The sequence below is a fragment of the Legionella sp. W10-070 genome, assembly GCF_900640175.1.
GTDB lineage: Bacteria > Pseudomonadota > Gammaproteobacteria > Legionellales > Legionellaceae > Tatlockia.
Window position 1 is genome coordinate 26532 of sequence record NZ_CAAAJC010000001.1, and the last position, 17240, is coordinate 43771.

Below are 17240 nucleotides of genomic sequence, written 5' to 3' on the forward strand. Positions count from 1 at the left end.
AATGTATATATATGGTGAGCAATTTAAAAAGGCTCAAACGAACAAACCACCGATTTCTTTTTTGGTCTAAGCAACCTTATCAGCAAGGGACCTATCCAAATTTATTGCCAGGACAAAGGAAGTGAAGAAATGGGGCGTAAAGTCGGTAATATATTTTTTATTGGCGAATACACATCAATAGGACATCCAGCTTCTATGAATAGCGCTGTAAGATCTGCATATAAAGTATTCAATGAATTAAAAGAAAATATATTATCTGAGATTCCCAAGTCAACAGAGGAGCTTCATTTCAAAACGGGGCTTGGGGAGTAACAGATCGCCAACCGACTTAAGAAAATAAACTTTATTTTACAATCTGAGTCTTGGGTTATTTCCAATGACGGTAAATAGGATAAATTGAGGGTGGAATTTAAATTGAATTAAATATGAACATCAAACGATCTTTCATCAGAATCCCGGACGACCCTCAAATTACCTCTCAGAAACATTGTCGGTTAAACAATATTTCTCAACCGTCTCTCTTTATAAACATCATAAATCGATGAGCCATCCCACATATATTTATAATGAGCGCCTTGCATCACAGGATATTTGAGCGCTTTTGGCCTTAATACGGCAACGCAACTTCCTTGTGTATCACGAATACTTGGGTAATAAATTCCCCATTCATTCTGATTTTTTAATTCACCGGCCACTTTTTGGCTTCCTGAATAGCACTCTGGATCAGGATTAAAACATTCTGGATGATGCTCTGGAGTTAGCTCTATCAAAGGTTGAACCACATGTGTAATGTATTCTCTCATGGTTATTGAGCAAGCCGCTTCATTTGAAGCACGATAAAATCGTTCCCGATGAAAAAGCGTTTCTTTTATAGCGGTTTCTACTGAGTCAGCAGCATAATATACGCCAAAGGTGCCATCGCTAAACCTGGATTCGTAGCCAATATGGGTAAATGCGGCCATAATGGGGGTAGTGCCTTCGCCACCAATCCATTCATCTTTTGACACAAGGATAATATTACCGAGCTCGTCTTCCAAGCGAGGATTTGTTAATCCCTCCAAAGCAGCAATTTGTTCCAGTTCTTCTTTTGTCCCAACCCAATCGAAGAGCAGGACAGAGGGAAATTTTGAAGGAATAAGCCGATGTATTTTTTGTGATATTTCTTTATAGCTATACACGCTTAATACCCTCGCCAATAATCTAAAAATTTACGAACCTCTGCCAGCCTGACTATACTTCCCTCAAGCATATATTCTTTAGGTGTCTTACCATTAAAAGGCGGCAGTGAATTTTCTCTGTTTATCCAGGATAGTGCTTGAGAACTATCGTCAAATAGCAGTCGGAGTGCTTTATATATACCTAATAAATACGAAACACGTTCTTTTTTGTCTCTATCAAGATTTATAGATTTATTTTTTATTCCTGTTGTGTAGGTTGAACGGGGCATGTCCCCCATTAGGATAAGTGCTTCTTTTTCTTTGAAGTCAAATCGCTTAACAAGCATAGCTAAAGACTTCCAAACAACCTCATTATCAATAGGAGGTATCGTATTCGCTACCAGTTTCATCACCATTCCCCAAACAGTCTATGCATCTTCAATATAGAACATATTTAGACATTTGTACATGTATGGACTTTTTATTTTGTCCACATATCCACACGAAGCGTAACAACCTGCGGCCTAAGTAGAGCTATAGTCGTGGGTATGTGGGCAATAATGATTTTCTTTGTGATTACTCGATGCCACCAGCCAATAGATGCGTATACTCCTTTGAGGGAGGCAAAAGCACAGGGTGACATCAATAGGTCGGTAAAAAAGTGGCGTAACTTTACCGGCCAAAATACCTCATTTGGCACACAGGAACGTGTGTGGTGGTTTTTCCTTGACATTTGCCCGGATTTCGCTGACGCTCCATCCAGGCCATTTTAATTGCCCCCGTCTAAAACCAGCATTTGGTTATAACTTATTCTTCAACAGTGAAACTTTCGCCACAGCCGCACTGTCCCTTCTCATTGGGATTATTAAAAATAAATTTGTGATTAAGTCCCTGTTTGACATAGTCAATATGCATTCCTTTAAGGTAGGGATAACTAGCCTTATCGATACAAAGTTGATATTTTTCCGTTAGCGGCTGCACAATATCCGTTTCCTGAGGAACCAAAACATAATCCACTACATAAGATAATCCTGAACAACCCGTCTTTTTTACAGACAAACGAAAGCCTTTGCTCCCTTCCTGCTTATCCAGGTAAGCTAATACATGCTGCCTGGCAGCCTCACTCAATGTAATACCCGTGGTAAAATTGCTCACATGCTGCATTACTTCAGACATTTTTTCTCCTCTTGTAATTTTGCTTGCATTTTTGTCACAATCGCCTGATAACCATCCTCAATTTTAAGCGCAACAGGATACCGGGGGTTGGGTATTTCTAATTGCTGCACTAACCAACCATAGTCCAGCCTTGGATGATCCTTGATCTGGCTTCCTTCCAATTGCCTGCATACTAATTCAGCGGCTGCTATTAAATAGGGATCACCATAAGCTTTAAAGCGAGCCTTCCGCACCAGGCCATCGACATCACAAAGCAAATAAAAATCACACACATCCTCACGCCCGATTGTCCCAGTTCTGCAGTGAACAGTTAATGGGTTTGAGTTATCAATAGTTCCAACATGCTTTGGCGCAAAAAAGCAAGATTCTACAAGTTCATTATACATCATAGTGGTGATATTTCATGCAGACGGCCAACCTGATGGCAAATTATAGCGATAGCTTTCTGTATCTGCTCTTCGGTAGTAAAACGACCACAAGATAGCCGTATCGAACTATAAGCTAACTCATCATCCAATCCCAATGATCTTAACACATAAGAAGGTTGTATACTTGCTGAAGAACAGGCTGAAGTGGTCGAAATTGCAAGTTCTCGCAATGCCAGTAAAAGCGAGTCACCGTCAACCCCTGCGAAACTTAAATTCAGGTTACCTGCAACCCGCTTTTGTTCATGGCCATTTAAGCGAACACCAGGAATATGTCTGATGCCATCCCATAGTTGCTGTCTTAGGTGCAAAATTCGCGCTTGCTCTTCTACCCGAGACATTTCAGACAAGGCAAACGCTTCTCCCATCCCCACAATCTGATGGGTTGCCAAGGTTCCTGAGCGCAGCCCCCCTTCATGCCCACCACCATAAGATTGAGGCTGTAACCTTATGCGGGGTTTATGACGTACAAATAAAGCACCAACCCCCTTAGGGCCGTAATTTTTATGGGCAGAAAAGGACATCAGGTCTACCGGTAAACAATTCATATCTATTTCAAGCTTACCGGCACTTTGAGCTGCATCGACATGAAAAACAATACCCTTATCCCGTAACAATTTTCCAATAGCAGCAATATCCTGTATTACACCAATCTCATTGTTGACATGCATGATAGAAACCAAAACAGTTTCATCGGTCAATGCCTGCTCCAGGGTATTCAAATCCAACAAGCCGTCAGGCTGAGGCGCTAAATAGCTTACCCGGAAACCTTCCCTTTCCAGCTGATGAAAAGTATCAAGTACTGCTTTATGCTCAGTTGCCATAGTGATGGCATGCTTTCCTTTGCGTTGATAAAAGCGGGCAGCACCCAAAATGGCTAAATTATTGGCCTCCGTTGCTCCAGAGGTAAAGACAATCTCTTGCGGCAAGGCATGGATTGTCCGGGCAATCTGCTCGCGTGCACCTTCCACTGCTTCCGCTGCTTTTTTTCCGTAGATATGAGTAACAGATGCCGGATTGCCAAAAATCCCATCAGGGCCTAAAAACTGTATCATTTTTTCTACAACGCGCGGATCTGCAGGTGTTGTTGCCATATAATCCAGGTAAATTGGTAATTTATTCATACATGCACTCCTGTCTAATCATACCCTATACTGACTGACTCACTTCCTGTTATTAAATTTCAATGCTTTTTGTACATGACTTAAAATGCCACGTAAAATAGTGACTTCCATATGCTCTAATCTTGCCCGGTTAAATAAGCGTCGAATCCGTTGCAATAAACGTCTTGTCGGGCGAGAAGGTTTTAAAAAATTAATCGCTGTCATCACCGCAGTTAAATGATCGTAAAACTGTTCCACTTCTTCTGCCGTTGCCAGTCGATCATGAGACAAACTCACTTCAGCAACCGGCGCCAGTAGCTTCATCCTTAATTCATAAGCAATAATCTGCACAGCTTGAGAAAGATTTAATGAACTATACTCCGGATTGCTGGGGATATTAATATGATAATGGCTGCGTAATAATTCTTCATTTGTAAGTCCCGCATGTTCACGCCCAAAAAGAATGGCTACCTCAGTAGAATCAGGCCTTTCTGAAATTAATGTAGCACATTCTCGAGGCGTTAATCCCGGTAAGGCAATGCCACGCGGCCTGGCACTGGTTGCTAATATCAGTTGACATCCTTTTAATGCTTCATCCAAAGAATCAGTGACTATAGCGCCCTCTAATATATCGTCGGCACCAGCAGCCATTTCATACGCTTTTTGATGAGGGAACGCTTTGGGAGAGACAAGGTAAAGTCTATCCAGCCCCATAGTCTTCATAGCCCGGGCTGCAGAACCTATATTACCTGGATGGGAAGTGGAGATTAACACTATTCTGATTGAAGAAAAATTCATAAAAAAATCTTAACAATAAAATACCCAGGCTTCTTTGCAGCAGCGAAGGTAAAAATTTTTGACAGAAATAATCGCAACTATACAGTAATGATTTCTCTCCGTGCAAAAAAAAATGTGCTAGAATCGCTGACTTTGTTGAAAACAGGGCAAAACTCATGCAACCATTACTAAACATTGCCATTACTGCCGCACGTCTTGCCGGTGATATCATCATCCGCCATATAGAGCAACTCGACCGTATAAAAATCACAGCTAAAGATAACGAAGAATATTTTAGTGAAGTGGATGTCAAGGCAGAACAAGCGATCATTAACACCATTCATAAAGCTTACCCAGAGCATGGTATTATCGCTGAGGAAAGTGGTGTTTTTAAGGGTGATGCAGATTCAGTATGGATTATTGACCCACTTGATGGCACTACTAACTATTTACATGGCTTCCCTTTTTTCTCCGTTTCCATAGCACATCGGGTAAAAAACCGTATTGAACACGCAGTCGTTTATGACCCTTTACGGCATGAATGTTTTTCAGCCAGCCGGGGACGTGGAGCCCAGCTAAATGAACGTCGCATTCGCGTATCGAAAAAAACCCAATTAGCCGGTGCATTACTTGGAACAGGCTTTCCATTCCGCAATGTAGAGATGGCGCAACGTTATTTGCCGACGTTTGAAGCATTAATTGGCAAATGTGCTGGCATCCGCAGAACTGGCTCCGCAGCCCTTGATCTCGCATACATTGCCAGTGGACGTTTAGATGGCGTTTGGGAACTTGGTCTACGCCCCTGGGATATAGCAGCTGGTTCACTCATCATCAAGGAAGCAGGCGGCATGATTAGCAGTCTGGACGGCGGTGAAGACTATATGAAGAAAGGAGATGTTGTTGCAGGAAACCCAAAGGTTTTTAAAGCCCTGCTACAAACATTAATGCTGGTGATTAAAGGTTAAAATCGCATTTTCAGCGCATGACCCTAAATCTGATTGATGGATATGAGGGTTAACTTCCCCTGATTTCCCGCAATATCACCACTCACAGGCGCGATGCTACGGGAAGCCAGGGGAACAACAGACTATTCTTTAATCCCTGGTTTCAAGCCTAATGCAAGCGGTAGCTGGTCAGCAATAGCAGTCCCCAGGCCTTTAGAGAAACGCTCCAGTACACTTTGTTTATAGGTGTAGTCTATTACCCTATCAACCTGTACCATCTCGCGAGCAATTTGACCGCCGCTTGCAAAGCCATCAATCAACCCTCGTTCTTTGGCTTGTTCACCGGTCCAAAACAGTCCTGAAAAGGTATCATCATCAATCTTAAGCCGATTGCCTCGCCCTTCTTTCACTTTATTAATAAATTGCTGATGAATAATATTAAGCATGGTTTGTAATAATTGCACTTGCTCAGGGGATTCAGGTGAGAATGGATCCAGGAACCCTTTATTTTTACCTGCTGTCTGCAAACGGCGGGTTATCCCTAACTTCTGTATGGTATCGACAAAGCCAAAACCATTATAAACAACACCGATTGAACCCACTATGCTCGATGGATTAGCATAGACTTCCTCTGCTCCTGCAGCAACGTAATAAGCCGCTGAAGCACACATGTCAACACAGACAGCGTAAGTTTTAATATGGGGGTATTTGCTACGATAATACTGCAGGGTATTATACATATAATCGGCCTGCACAGGGCTTCCACCCGGACTGTTTATACGCAGTATCAACGCCCGTAACCCCGCACTCTTATACGCTGATTGCAATCCTTTTGCAAAATTCTCTGCCCCGCTGCTATCCGCATCAAAGATAGTGCCATTAACATCAATCAACCCCGCATGCGGTTTAATCCGCTGGGCCTTATTTTCTTCTCCATAAGAAAAAAGCTGATAAACCAGGGAAATGATAAACAGGAAAATAATGCCTCGCATCACCCAGCGCCAACGCCGTTTGCGCTTTTGTTCCCGCATATATTCAATAACAATTTGATTCAATAGTGTTTGTGAATCCGCTTTTTCTGTTGACGATATATTATTTTCCATTGATTTGACCACTTGATTTTTATAAATGAACCCACATTTTACGGCAGGTATCAAGTATTTTAAACATCCACTTTAAAGAGGGGTTACGTTATGCGAATGGACAGACTCACCTCCAAATTTCAAATGGCTTTGGCTGATGCCCAATCATTGGCTTTGGGACGGGATAATGGTTTCATTGAACCAGAACACCTGATGAAAGCACTGCTTGACCAGCAAGGAGGAAGCTGTAGACCCTTGTTAACTAAAGCAGGCGTTAATTTATCCCAATTACGCACTTTGGTTGACCAGGCATTGGATAAGCTTCCTAAAGTATCGGGAACAGGGGGTGATATCCATATCTCCAATGCGCTCGGACGCCTGTTAAATCTTACAGATAAATTAGCGCAACAACGAAAAGACAGTTATATTTCCAGCGAATTGTTCATCCTTGCAGCTCTCAGTGAAGAAGGAAGCCTTTCCAAATTGCTGAAACAGGCAGGTGCAGAGAAGCAATTAATTGAACAGGCCATTACTGATATTCGAGGTGGAGAAACGGTCAACGACCCCAATGCGGAGGAACAGCGTCAGGCCTTGGAAAAATATACTATTGACCTGACAGAACGGGCAGAACAAGGAAAGCTTGATCCAGTCATCGGACGCGACGATGAAATACGCCGTACTATTCAGGTTCTGCAAAGACGTACCAAAAACAATCCTGTCCTCATTGGCGAGCCAGGAGTGGGTAAAACGGCGATAGTAGAAGGCCTGGCGCAACGCATTATTAATAAAGAAGTCCCTGAAGGCTTAAAAGATAAACGGTTACTGTCGCTGGATATGGGGGCATTGATTGCAGGCGCCAAGTTTCGCGGGGAGTTTGAGGAGCGCTTAAAGGCAGTACTGAATGATTTGGCTAAACAAGAAGGCCAGATTATTTTATTTATTGATGAATTACATACGATGGTTGGCGCAGGTAAAGCGGAAGGTGCAATGGATGCAGGTAATATGCTTAAACCCTCATTAGCCCGTGGAGAACTTCATTGCATCGGCGCCACCACATTGGACGAATACCGCCAGTATATTGAAAAAGATGCCGCCCTTGAGCGCCGCTTTCAAAAGGTTTTGGTCGAAGAACCCAGTGTAGAGGATACGATTGCCATACTAAGGGGATTAAGCGAGCGTTATGAAGTGCATCATGGAGTAGACATTACCGATCCAGCCATCGTTGCTGCAGCCACCTTATCCCATCGTTATATCAGTGACCGGCAACTCCCCGATAAGGCAATTGACCTCATCGATGAAGCAGCCAGCCAAATTCGTATGGAAATTGATTCCAAGCCCGAAAGCCTCGATAAATTGGAAAGAAAGTTGATTCAACTAAAAATTGAGCGTGAAGCATTAAAAAAAGAAACTGATGAGGCATCCAGAAAGCGCCTGGAAGACTTGGAGAAATTAATTACCGAACTGGAAAAAAATTATTCTGATCTTGAAGAAGTATGGAAAGCAGAGAAAGCAACCTTGCAAGGGGCTACGCACATTAAAGAATCGCTGGAACAAGCAAAGATTGAACTGGAGGCAGCCAGAAGAGCCGGTGATCTTGCAAGAATGTCAGAACTGCAATATGGACGTATTCCAGAACTTGAAAAACAACTGACGCAAGTCTCTACCGCAGAAGCCAGTGAAACCAAGCTGGTTCGCAACAAGGTAACCGAAGAAGAAATTGCCGAGGTGGTTTCCAAATGGACGGGTATTCCTGTTGCCAAAATGCTGGAAGGTGAAAAAGAAAAGTTACTACATATGGAAGAGGCTCTCCATCAACGGGTCATTGGCCAAAACGAAGCAGTCGATGTAGTCGCTAATGCCATTCGGCGTTCTCGTGCCGGTTTGTCAGATCCTAAACGCCCGATAGGTTCCTTTTTGTTTCTTGGCCCTACTGGTGTCGGTAAGACAGAACTTTGTAAAGCACTGGCAGCTTTCCTTTTTGATACAGAGGAAGCAATGATTCGTATCGATATGTCTGAATTTATGGAGAAACACTCCGTTGCCAGGCTAATTGGTGCCCCCCCAGGTTATGTTGGCTTTGAAGAGGGAGGCTATCTGACTGAAGCTGTACGACGCCGTCCTTATTCGGTTATCTTGCTGGATGAAATTGAAAAAGCACATAGTGATGTTTTTAACATTCTCCTGCAGGTACTGGATGATGGAAGACTGACTGATGGTCATGGCAGAACGGTTGATTTTCGTAATACAGTCATTGTAATGACTTCTAATCTGGGCTCTTCCCTCATTCACGATATGGGAAGCAAATTAACCTATGAGCAAATTAAAACCTCTGTAATGGGCGTTGTCAGTCAACACTTCCGTCCTGAATTCATCAACAGAATCGATGATACTGTAGTATTCCACTCGTTAGCGAAAGAGCAAATCGCTGCCATTGCGGCTATTCAAATTGATTATCTGCGGCAGAGGCTTCGTGAGCAAAACATAACACTAGAGGTCAGCGCAGAAGCACTTGCTCATCTGGCAGCTGCTGGATTTGATCCTGTCTATGGCGCAAGGCCATTGAAAAGAACCATTCAACAAAAACTGGAAAATCCACTGGCTCAAGACTTGCTAACCGGGAAGTTTAAATCAGGTGATACAATTGAGGTAGGCTGGAAAGATGAGAACCTGCAGTTTAAGGTTGCCTAATCAGCAAAAGGGGAAACCCTTTTGCTGTAACTCTCTATACCGAATATACTCCAAAAATGCCTGATTTCAGGCATTTTGATTTTGCTGCGGCCTAACTATTGTTAAAAGAACGCTGCTACTGTCGGCGCTGTCTGAGCTTTTAGCTGCACTAATCTGTTTATTAACGAATCTTCACTACCCCAGGTTATGCAATCTATTTCCGGTCTTCCTGGCAATGTCATATAATTGTGAAGAGCAGTGAACGCTGACTGTATCTTTTCTGGCTCTTGACCTAGCTTGTCCATATCAACCACTTGATTCAGAGCATACTTTAAGTGGGAATAATCAGGATTGCATTCATCGTATGCAATCAAATATGCACCCAACAAAGCATACTGACTATTCAATTTTAACTGATTAACGACCTCATTAGTAAAGCAGGTTAGTTTATTTTCTGAGTCTACATAGCGCTCAACATCCTCTTTCGTTACTTTAGAAAAAAACTTATCAGAAAACACATGCCGCAAAATTAATCTTACTGTTTCAGTCGGCTTTGGCTTTATAGAATCCATTGCTTTAATAATTTTTTCGGTTGTAAAAAAATCTTCCTTACGAGCCTTCATCCATCCTGACAACGCATTTGCAGTCGTGTAAGCATCATACTCAGTTTGAAGAAGGGCTGTTGATACGGATTGTACAAATTTGATCACCTGAATTTGTTGAAGCATCGGTTTGGCCTTTTTTCCATGCTCTGAAACGATACTTTCCAGGTTACTTAAAAACTTATTTTTATCCTTCTTTATATATGAAAACATATCAGCAACATTTGGTTGCTTGAGATAATTTAGATAAGCCTTACAACAGAGAGTGATAGTAAAGCTATCAAGCTGATTTTGCCCAGCTATATTCAGCAATTCTTTTAAACTTTGCTGTAGAGCACTATCGTCTTCACTAGTTCTTGCCACACAAGAGCTAACAGCCCCCCAAAATCCTGTATAAGAGATCTCTATACGAAGTATGCGGAAAAAAATGGCTCCTAACAAAATAACCAGCTCTGGCTTAATCTGCTGTTCTTTTTGATTAATTTGCTCCCTGATCTGCTTAATTTCTTCCTCCGTCCTGCCTCCTTTTTTAAGCGATTCTTCCAAATCAGATATTTCGGTACTCCAGTTTTTAATACTAAGCTTATCCAGCAACTGGGTAATACAAGTTAATTGTTCTTTGCGTAAACCAATATCCGAATAGCCTTTTTCCTTATTCTGGGCAAGCTCAAGGTACCTGCCTTCCAGGTTTCTAATCCCTTCACAAAGTATTTTGCTATGCGGTGGGTGGTAACACGAAGATAAACGATTAAACAAATTGAGTAAATCGGCAGTGCTACCATGTAATTCATTATAGGATGGTGGTTCATAACCCATATAACCTCCTTAAAATAGACCTTTAATCCCTATCATCAGATGCGAAAAAGGCGTTCCCCAACCTGGATAAGACGAAGCTTCTTCATCTTTCTGTAGATAAAGGTTACCTTGCATATTAACGGGGAAAGCATGATACAAATCATTCAGTTCTTGAAATTTATTACTCTCCTCATAGACCCAGCTGCAAAAGAGGCTTAATTCGCTCAGGCTCTTATTATATATTCGGGCATCAAGGCGAGTCAGGGAATCAATCTTCATATCTTGTTGAAGCAATTTCAGCAGCGGCCTGTTTAAAAACCATTGCACGGTATTATCATATTGATACCAAACGTAACTATAAACTCCTATCAATACCAGTTTTTTAGTTTCTCTGTCTGCATTAGGATAGAAATCAAGGCATTTCGCTATCTGCTGTATTAAATAGGCCGCCTGAGCTAATTCAGCATTCGGTATAGAAGGAAAACAAGTGCAAAAAAAGCTCCCAAATGAACGTTGCCTTGCATAGGCTCTTGACAGTTTTTCTGAAAAATTTTTCGCATTCTGTTGAATCTCTTCAAACTCTGGCATGGTTTCTCCCTGCAGTTTTAACCTGCATTTTTTAACACAGCCTACGAGCCCAAAATCGTCATCCTTGGGAACCTTCTTTTTTTATAACAATCTGCTAAAGAATTTGCAATGAAGCAAACTAAATTTTTAATTGTCAGCCTGGATAATACAGTCGCGCTTTACCGATTGATTGACGTTATGAAAGCAGGTCTTAACCAAATTTTGAGTCAATCGCCAAAGCTAAACGTTGGTGTATATTCTCAAACCCTCGGTTGCTCATAATAACAATCGCATCACCCGGACAAACCTCTTCTACAATTTCATTAATGATATTCTCTGTTGTCTCCAATATATGATAGGGGCAACTCCAGTTTTTTACCGTTTCAATAAGATTAAAATGCTCAGGATTTAAAACATAAGCGAGATCTGCTGCTGCCAGAGCCTGTGGCATTGCATCAGCATGCACACCTGCTTTCATCGTGTAAGAAGCAAACTCCAGTACCGTCAATAAACGTTTATGTCGGCCACTTTGTTTCAAGGCGCTAATTGTTTTGCTAATGGCTGTTGGATGATGGGCAAAATCATCATAAATGGTAATCCCGTGACGACTCGATTTAATCTCAAGACGACGCTTGACGGGAGTAAACTCAGCCAATATACCGGCTGCTGTCTCAACGTCTACTCCGGCATGGTAACTCGCCGCTATAGCCGCCAACCCATTCTCGACATTAAACTGTCCAATCAATGGCCAATTTACTTCTGCAACAGGGACTGAATGATGCCAAACACGAAATGCCTGCCCGCTCTCTTCCATTAATTCTGCACGCCAGGCAGCATCGCCCTCTAGAGCCATTTCTTCTTGCCTGGAATAGATCCCGCGTGCAAACACCGCATTTAATGCAACATCATCTCGGGGTTTTATGATCACCCCTTTGGCAGGGATGGTCTTTAGATAATAGTGAAACTGTTGCTGAATCGCTTCAAGATCAGGATAAATATCCGCATGATCAAACTCCAGATTATTGAGTATGGTTACCTCAGGACGATAATGCATCAGCTTGGGCCGCTTATCAAAAAATGCACTATCATACTCGTCTGCTTCAATAACAAACCATTCACCCTGTCCCAAACGGGCGCTGGTATTAAAATAAGGGGCTACTCCGCCAATGAGAAACCCCGGTGCCAAACCTGCCTTCTCTAAAATAAAAGCCAGCATGGAAGTTGTTGTTGTTTTTCCATGAGTGCCTGCAACAGCCAATACACGATAACGCGGCAGAATATTTTCTGCCAGCCATTGAGGGCCTGAAGTATAGTTTTTTCCAGCATTAAGCACCGTCTCAAGTACAGGCATTCCCCTTTTAATCGCATTACCTACGATAACCCAATCAGCCTTCAGGGCTTGAGTACTATCCTCATAGCCTTCAATCCATTGAATACCTTTGGCTTCCAACAGGTTGCTCACTGGAGGATAGCAATTCATATCACAGCCTGTTACCTGATAACCCGCTTCCCTTGCCAATATTGCAAGAGCACTCATAAACGTTCCACCAATCCCTAAAATATGTAAATGCATGGTGTTCTCACTGCCAAAATGAAACCGTTAAAATATTACATGCTAACAAGCCAAAACTCACTAGAATAGAAGTTAAGTAATCCACATCAAGTGCATATCGATAAATATAGGCGGTAATTAAAAATTGCCATACTGTTAATACCAAAGTAAGAATCAAATAAATAATTCCTGCCAGAAGAATAAGCCCGCTGCCCAGATTGGCATTAGCAAGAATGGGGGCCATTAATAGTAAAGGCAAAGCAAACAAATGAATAATGAAGTGACTGGCCCATAAAGAGGTCAATGTTTGCACTATTCTATGTTTTTTTTTATTCAGCTTTAACAATAAAAAGGTATAAAGGCAATAAGCAGCCAAAAGGCTGGCCGCCGCTGCAATAGAGTACAAAAGATCAAATTGACGCTTCATATCCGCCATAAACCATTGCCAGATTATGAGTATAAAAAATAAAAACGCTACCGTTGCCAATAACAGTAGAGAATAAGGTGTATTGGCAGGACTTTCTTTAAAAGTAGAAACCAGCCAATACCGCTTAAAAAGTGCCTCCCACATACCAGTCCTGCCATTTAGAAAGTTAAGCCAGTGTCTTATAAACAGCGATTATCTGCGCTTTTTAATTATTTTGACCTGTTGTACCACGGGTTGATGCCAGGGACCAGAAATCTTGTAAGTATAACCACTTATTTTTTGCATTCCGTGATTTATTATCTTACTGGCTACCCAGGTTGCAATCCCAGCAATAGGTCCTCCTGCAATGGTTGCTACTACAGGCAAACTTGCTGTGATATGAGGAGAAACTTTCAAATCCAGATCATAATGCTGCTTTGCAATATCAAGATTACCTTTCATGCTGGCATAGGCTACAGGACCGTCAATATAGCTATCCTCCGTAACCATAATCCCGTTAGCAATGGAAAAATTTCCATTAAACTGATCAAAACTGTAACCATCTTCCGATAAATCACTAAAATCCAACTTAAGTCGTCGGGGGATCGTTTGTAAACTTAAAATACTTAACAACTTCCCCAAGGCTAACTTTTCTTCCGTCTCAGAACTTAAATGAGTGATTCGGCCATTCCTGAAGTTAATAGCCATCAAACCGCTAAGCCGTGTTAGTGAAAAATCATAAAAGCGTCCAGTCCATCCACCCTGAAAGCGGATATCTCCCCTGGATGCTTCAATGACCGGACTGATTTTCCATTGCTCCAACGTTTTGGCCAGATCGCTGATATGGAGATCCGAGCGAACTCGGGTAGTATCAATTTCCCCTTTTTGTTCCCAGTTACCCTTGGCTGTCAACTCATAAAAAGGGGATCTAATCTTACAGTAATCTAATCGCCAATTATTTTTTAAGCGGGTAGTTTTTAAAGACACATCACCAATATCCAAATTGCCCAGCTGTAACGAGCCGATACTTAAATTAAGGTTAGGCATGTCCTCAGGTTTTAATTTTATAGTAGTTGTTGCTGAAAAATTTGTTTTATTTTTATCCAGATGTAATTTTTCAAATGTTCCAGTCAAGGTGTTCGTTGCTGGTTGATAGCGAAGATTAGCAGCAACCTGCTCTTGTTTTATAGCAATAGACCATGCTTTTTCCAATTTTACCGCCTTGATGAATAAATCCTTGTAGGTTTCTCCTAAGATCCCGGCAGTACGGAGTCTCACATCAATAAGCGTTACAAAATCCAGCAATTGTTTTTGAGACTGTTCTGTAGCAATTTTTTCCCTTACACGAAGCCATCGCGCCAAATCAAATTCGGGTAAAGAGCCTATAATTTGCAGACCATGTTGATCCTGCTGCCATAAAGCCTTAGAGCTACCTAAACGAATTTCTCCTTTTTGCAGTTCAAACGCAGTACCCTTAGGGCCTGAAAACCATAGATCGCCACTCATAGCATCCGTATAATTGAAGCGTAATCGGACCGCTTTCTGTGGATTAAAGTCAATATCTATAGTCAATGGTACGTTTGCTTCTGCTTTTTTCCCCAACGGCGGAGGTAAATCAACACTCAAACCATACAAAGAGGTTTTAATGTTTAAATGATCCAAATCACCGGGATCATCAGTAAGCAACAGCAAGCTTTCCAGCCATAATGAACCATGCATTAATGATAAAAACGGCCATTTAAACTTCTGTTGCAACACCTCTGCTGTCGTTTTTCCTTTTATCTTCACTTCAGTAGCAGAAATTGGCTCATGGACTGATTTAATTAATACAGTCACCGGATTATTTAGGATATTGGCCTGGAAATTACTTGTTAAAATACCTTTTTCATTAAATTGTAATCCACCATTTAAATTTTTTAATTCCACATTATCCAAAGAATGACGCACCATAATAGTGGCATCTTCAAAACGAATATCTCCCAGGGCTAATACCTCGTCATTTTCAGGATAAAGCGGAACTTCAAATTGTAAATCCAGCTCTACAGGACCTTCCATCTGCAACATAGCCAAAGCAGACAATTTCTTTTTTAATGGTGTAGAGCGAACATAAGATAATGCCTTGGCCGAGTCAGTCCTGGCTTTGGTATGAACCAATAACCGCTCCCGATCAAGCCCTAAATCAGTTACCTGCACATTGCTTTGATTAACCTCAATTCCCTGAAAATTGGCATGAACAATATCAGCCTCAAGAAGACGTTTATTTACACGAAGATAAGCTTCAATATCGGTTGTTATTGGCCATTGAGGGGCAAAGACCAAGTCCACACCACTTAAATGGCTTTTAATAGAGAATTCACCCGGTTTATTATCAAAAGGGAAATCAGCGATATTGCCATTAACAATCAGTTCACCGCTTGCCTTATCAATGGCTTTAACCTCATTTTTTAGCCAGGCATCCAGCTTTGGTTTCAGGTGTTCGGAAGGTAAATAAGCCAACCATCTCTCAGCATGATTAGCAGAGAACTCCGCCTTTAAACGCAATGGGCCTGACAATCCGTCAACGGCTCCCTGTGCACTAAGCAAAAGATCGCGATGACTCAACACAAAGCGCTCCATGCTGATACGCAACTCATGGCTTAACTCCTTCCAATCAAAAGCAGCATTAAGCATTGCAAGCCTGACTGGCGGCTTATCCTGTAAAGTAATCGTTGTATCCTTGCTGTCAATTTCCAGATGCCCTTCGGCTGGCTGCCAATGCAAAACACCTGAAAGATTGTTAACCGCAGGCAATTTTCCTGTTGTCTGCCATCCCAAATGGGAAAAACGAGTCAGGAGATAATCAACCTCATTTGAGCTAATATGGAGCTGTGTATCATGAAGTTGCCCGTAAGGCTCCATGGACAATATCCTGCTAACCGCCTCAGGTCTGACTGTCGAAAACAAGGACTTAAGCAAAATAGTCTTGATATAAAGAAAATACCCCTTGCCTTGCTCGTAGCGAACCAGGAGTGAATTTTCCGGCCATCGTGTCTCTCCCAAACGCAAACCCACATGATCTCCTGATAACTGCCATCCGGTCGTTGTGGGCAGCCAGGCTAAATTAGCCCTTAAAGATTGAATCAATTGATCTTTTTTAGTTTCTTTATCCCGCCAAGCCAGATGATGAAAATGCAATTTTGTCTGAGCATTTTTAAGCTGCCCTTCCTTCAAATCTGCCCATAATTGCAGATCTCCCTTACCTCCTGATATCTGCAATTTTGTTTGTGGAATAAACTGCTGCCACTGGGCAGGCAACAGGTGTTTAGCAGAGAAAAATAGCTGACCTGAAGCATTGTCCAGACTGCCGGAGTCTAAATTTAAATCTGCAAGCAATTGAAATTTGGTTGCTGTAGTTTGTGCAAGATGAGCCGCGCCTTTAATCCGGTAACGCCCCGAGTGATTAGTGATTGTAAGGTTGAAATCACTTAAAGGAATCAACGTACCATCACGCAAGTGGATATGGGTGGATAAATTTTTAATGATTATTTTTTGCTGTGCCAAAATCCAGGCCAATATGGGCTTGTAGGAGGACACATCGGCCGTCATCTTTTGCTTGACAATACCATCAATTTGCCAACCCTCGTCAGTCTGGTGAAAATTTAGATGCAGATCATCAACAAAGAGCACGCCTGGCTGAATTTGCCAATGCCACAGGGAGCTTAGCAAATTGATACCAACCAATAATTTATTTAACTTGACAGCCGCTTTTTCCCCATCCAGGATTGCAACCTGATTTAATTTAATTACAGGTTCAAACCAATACCATCCTGTTTCCATTGTATTGATAGTTACAGGTTCCCCAAGTAATACCGATAAATGATGCTCTACCTGTGATTTATATTGTTTCGCCCAGGGAGTCAAGGCACGAAAAAGACTGGAGATAACTGCAGCAGCAATAATCAGGGCAGCCAGGCATATCCACAGTCTTTTGAAGAATTTATTCACCGC

The 17240-nt window shown here is 41.9% G+C and carries 15 protein-coding genes; 3 read left to right on the forward strand and 12 right to left on the reverse strand.

Annotation, left to right across the window (positions count from 1 at the left end; all coding sequences use genetic code 11):
* The first annotated feature begins 129 nt into the window (after window positions 1-129).
* A complete protein-coding gene (locus E1O65_RS00090) occupies window positions 130-312 on the forward strand; it encodes a hypothetical protein (protein WP_133131561.1) in 183 nt (60 codons plus the stop codon).
* Between the two features lie 182 nt (window positions 313-494).
* On the opposite strand, the gene E1O65_RS00095 is transcribed toward E1O65_RS00090, so the two are convergent.
* The 6 genes from E1O65_RS00095 to E1O65_RS00120 form a co-directional block, all read right to left on the reverse strand.
* On the reverse strand, window positions 495-1178 hold the full coding sequence (locus E1O65_RS00095; RefSeq protein ID WP_133131562.1) for an RES family NAD+ phosphorylase: 684 nt from the start codon (window positions 1176-1178) through the stop codon (window positions 495-497).
* 2 nt (window positions 1179-1180) lie between these two features.
* Window positions 1181-1567 carry an MbcA/ParS/Xre antitoxin family protein gene (locus E1O65_RS00100; RefSeq protein WP_133131563.1) on the reverse strand — a complete coding sequence of 129 codons (387 nt, stop codon included), beginning with the start codon at window positions 1565-1567 and terminating at the stop codon, window positions 1181-1183.
* A 397-nt stretch (window positions 1568-1964) separates the two neighbouring features.
* Window positions 1965-2333 carry an iron-sulfur cluster assembly accessory protein gene (locus E1O65_RS00105; protein WP_133131564.1) on the reverse strand — a complete coding sequence of 123 codons (369 nt, stop codon included), beginning with the start codon at window positions 2331-2333 and terminating at the stop codon, window positions 1965-1967.
* Window positions 2321-2722, reverse strand: a complete 402-nt coding sequence (locus tag E1O65_RS00110; protein ID WP_133131565.1) for an iron-sulfur cluster assembly scaffold protein — start codon at window positions 2720-2722, stop codon at window positions 2321-2323. Before E1O65_RS00110 ends, E1O65_RS00105 begins: the two co-directional genes overlap by 13 nt.
* Window positions 2719-3882, reverse strand: coding sequence for an IscS subfamily cysteine desulfurase (locus tag E1O65_RS00115; protein WP_133131566.1), 1164 nt, complete (start codon window positions 3880-3882; stop codon window positions 2719-2721). The genes E1O65_RS00110 and E1O65_RS00115 overlap by 4 nt, the downstream gene beginning before the upstream one ends.
* A gap of 39 nt (window positions 3883-3921) precedes the next feature.
* Entirely contained in the window at window positions 3922-4659 is a 738-nt protein-coding gene (locus E1O65_RS00120) for an RNA methyltransferase (RefSeq protein WP_133131567.1), read from the reverse strand.
* Window positions 4660-4814: 155 nt separating this feature from the next.
* On the opposite strand from E1O65_RS00120, the gene E1O65_RS00125 reads away from it, so the two are divergent.
* A complete protein-coding gene (locus E1O65_RS00125) occupies window positions 4815-5603 on the forward strand; it encodes an inositol monophosphatase family protein (protein WP_133131568.1) in 789 nt (262 codons plus the stop codon).
* A 122-nt stretch (window positions 5604-5725) separates the two neighbouring features.
* On the opposite strand, the gene E1O65_RS00130 is transcribed toward E1O65_RS00125, so the two are convergent.
* Window positions 5726-6685, reverse strand: a complete 960-nt coding sequence (locus tag E1O65_RS00130) for a S49 family peptidase (protein WP_133131569.1) — start codon at window positions 6683-6685, stop codon at window positions 5726-5728.
* A gap of 90 nt (window positions 6686-6775) precedes the next feature.
* Here E1O65_RS00130 and clpB point away from each other — a divergent pair, with 90 nt between their 5' ends.
* A complete protein-coding gene (gene clpB / locus E1O65_RS00135) occupies window positions 6776-9352 on the forward strand; it encodes an ATP-dependent chaperone ClpB (protein ID WP_133131570.1) in 2577 nt (858 codons plus the stop codon).
* 101 nt (window positions 9353-9453) lie between these two features.
* Here the strand turns inward: clpB and E1O65_RS00140 are convergent, their stop codons facing one another.
* From E1O65_RS00140 to E1O65_RS00160, 5 genes are all read right to left on the reverse strand, one after another.
* The gene (locus E1O65_RS00140; protein ID WP_133131571.1) at window positions 9454-10749 is read right to left on the reverse strand and encodes a hypothetical protein; all 1296 of its coding nucleotides are present in this window, start codon (window positions 10747-10749) and stop codon (window positions 9454-9456) included.
* Window positions 10750-10758: 9 nt separating this feature from the next.
* Entirely contained in the window at window positions 10759-11316 is a 558-nt protein-coding gene (locus E1O65_RS00145) for a hypothetical protein (RefSeq protein ID WP_133131572.1), read from the reverse strand.
* Window positions 11317-11506: 190 nt separating this feature from the next.
* Window positions 11507-12868, reverse strand: a complete 1362-nt coding sequence (gene mpl, locus E1O65_RS00150; RefSeq protein ID WP_133131573.1) for a UDP-N-acetylmuramate:L-alanyl-gamma-D-glutamyl-meso-diaminopimelate ligase — start codon at window positions 12866-12868, stop codon at window positions 11507-11509.
* Window positions 12869-12875: 7 nt separating this feature from the next.
* The gene (locus E1O65_RS00155) at window positions 12876-13418 is read right to left on the reverse strand and encodes a hypothetical protein (RefSeq protein WP_133131574.1); all 543 of its coding nucleotides are present in this window, start codon (window positions 13416-13418) and stop codon (window positions 12876-12878) included.
* A 48-nt stretch (window positions 13419-13466) separates the two neighbouring features.
* Window positions 13467-17237 carry a YhdP family protein gene (locus E1O65_RS00160; protein WP_133131575.1) on the reverse strand — a complete coding sequence of 1257 codons (3771 nt, stop codon included), beginning with the start codon at window positions 17235-17237 and terminating at the stop codon, window positions 13467-13469.
* Between the last annotated feature and the right edge of the window lie 3 nt (window positions 17238-17240).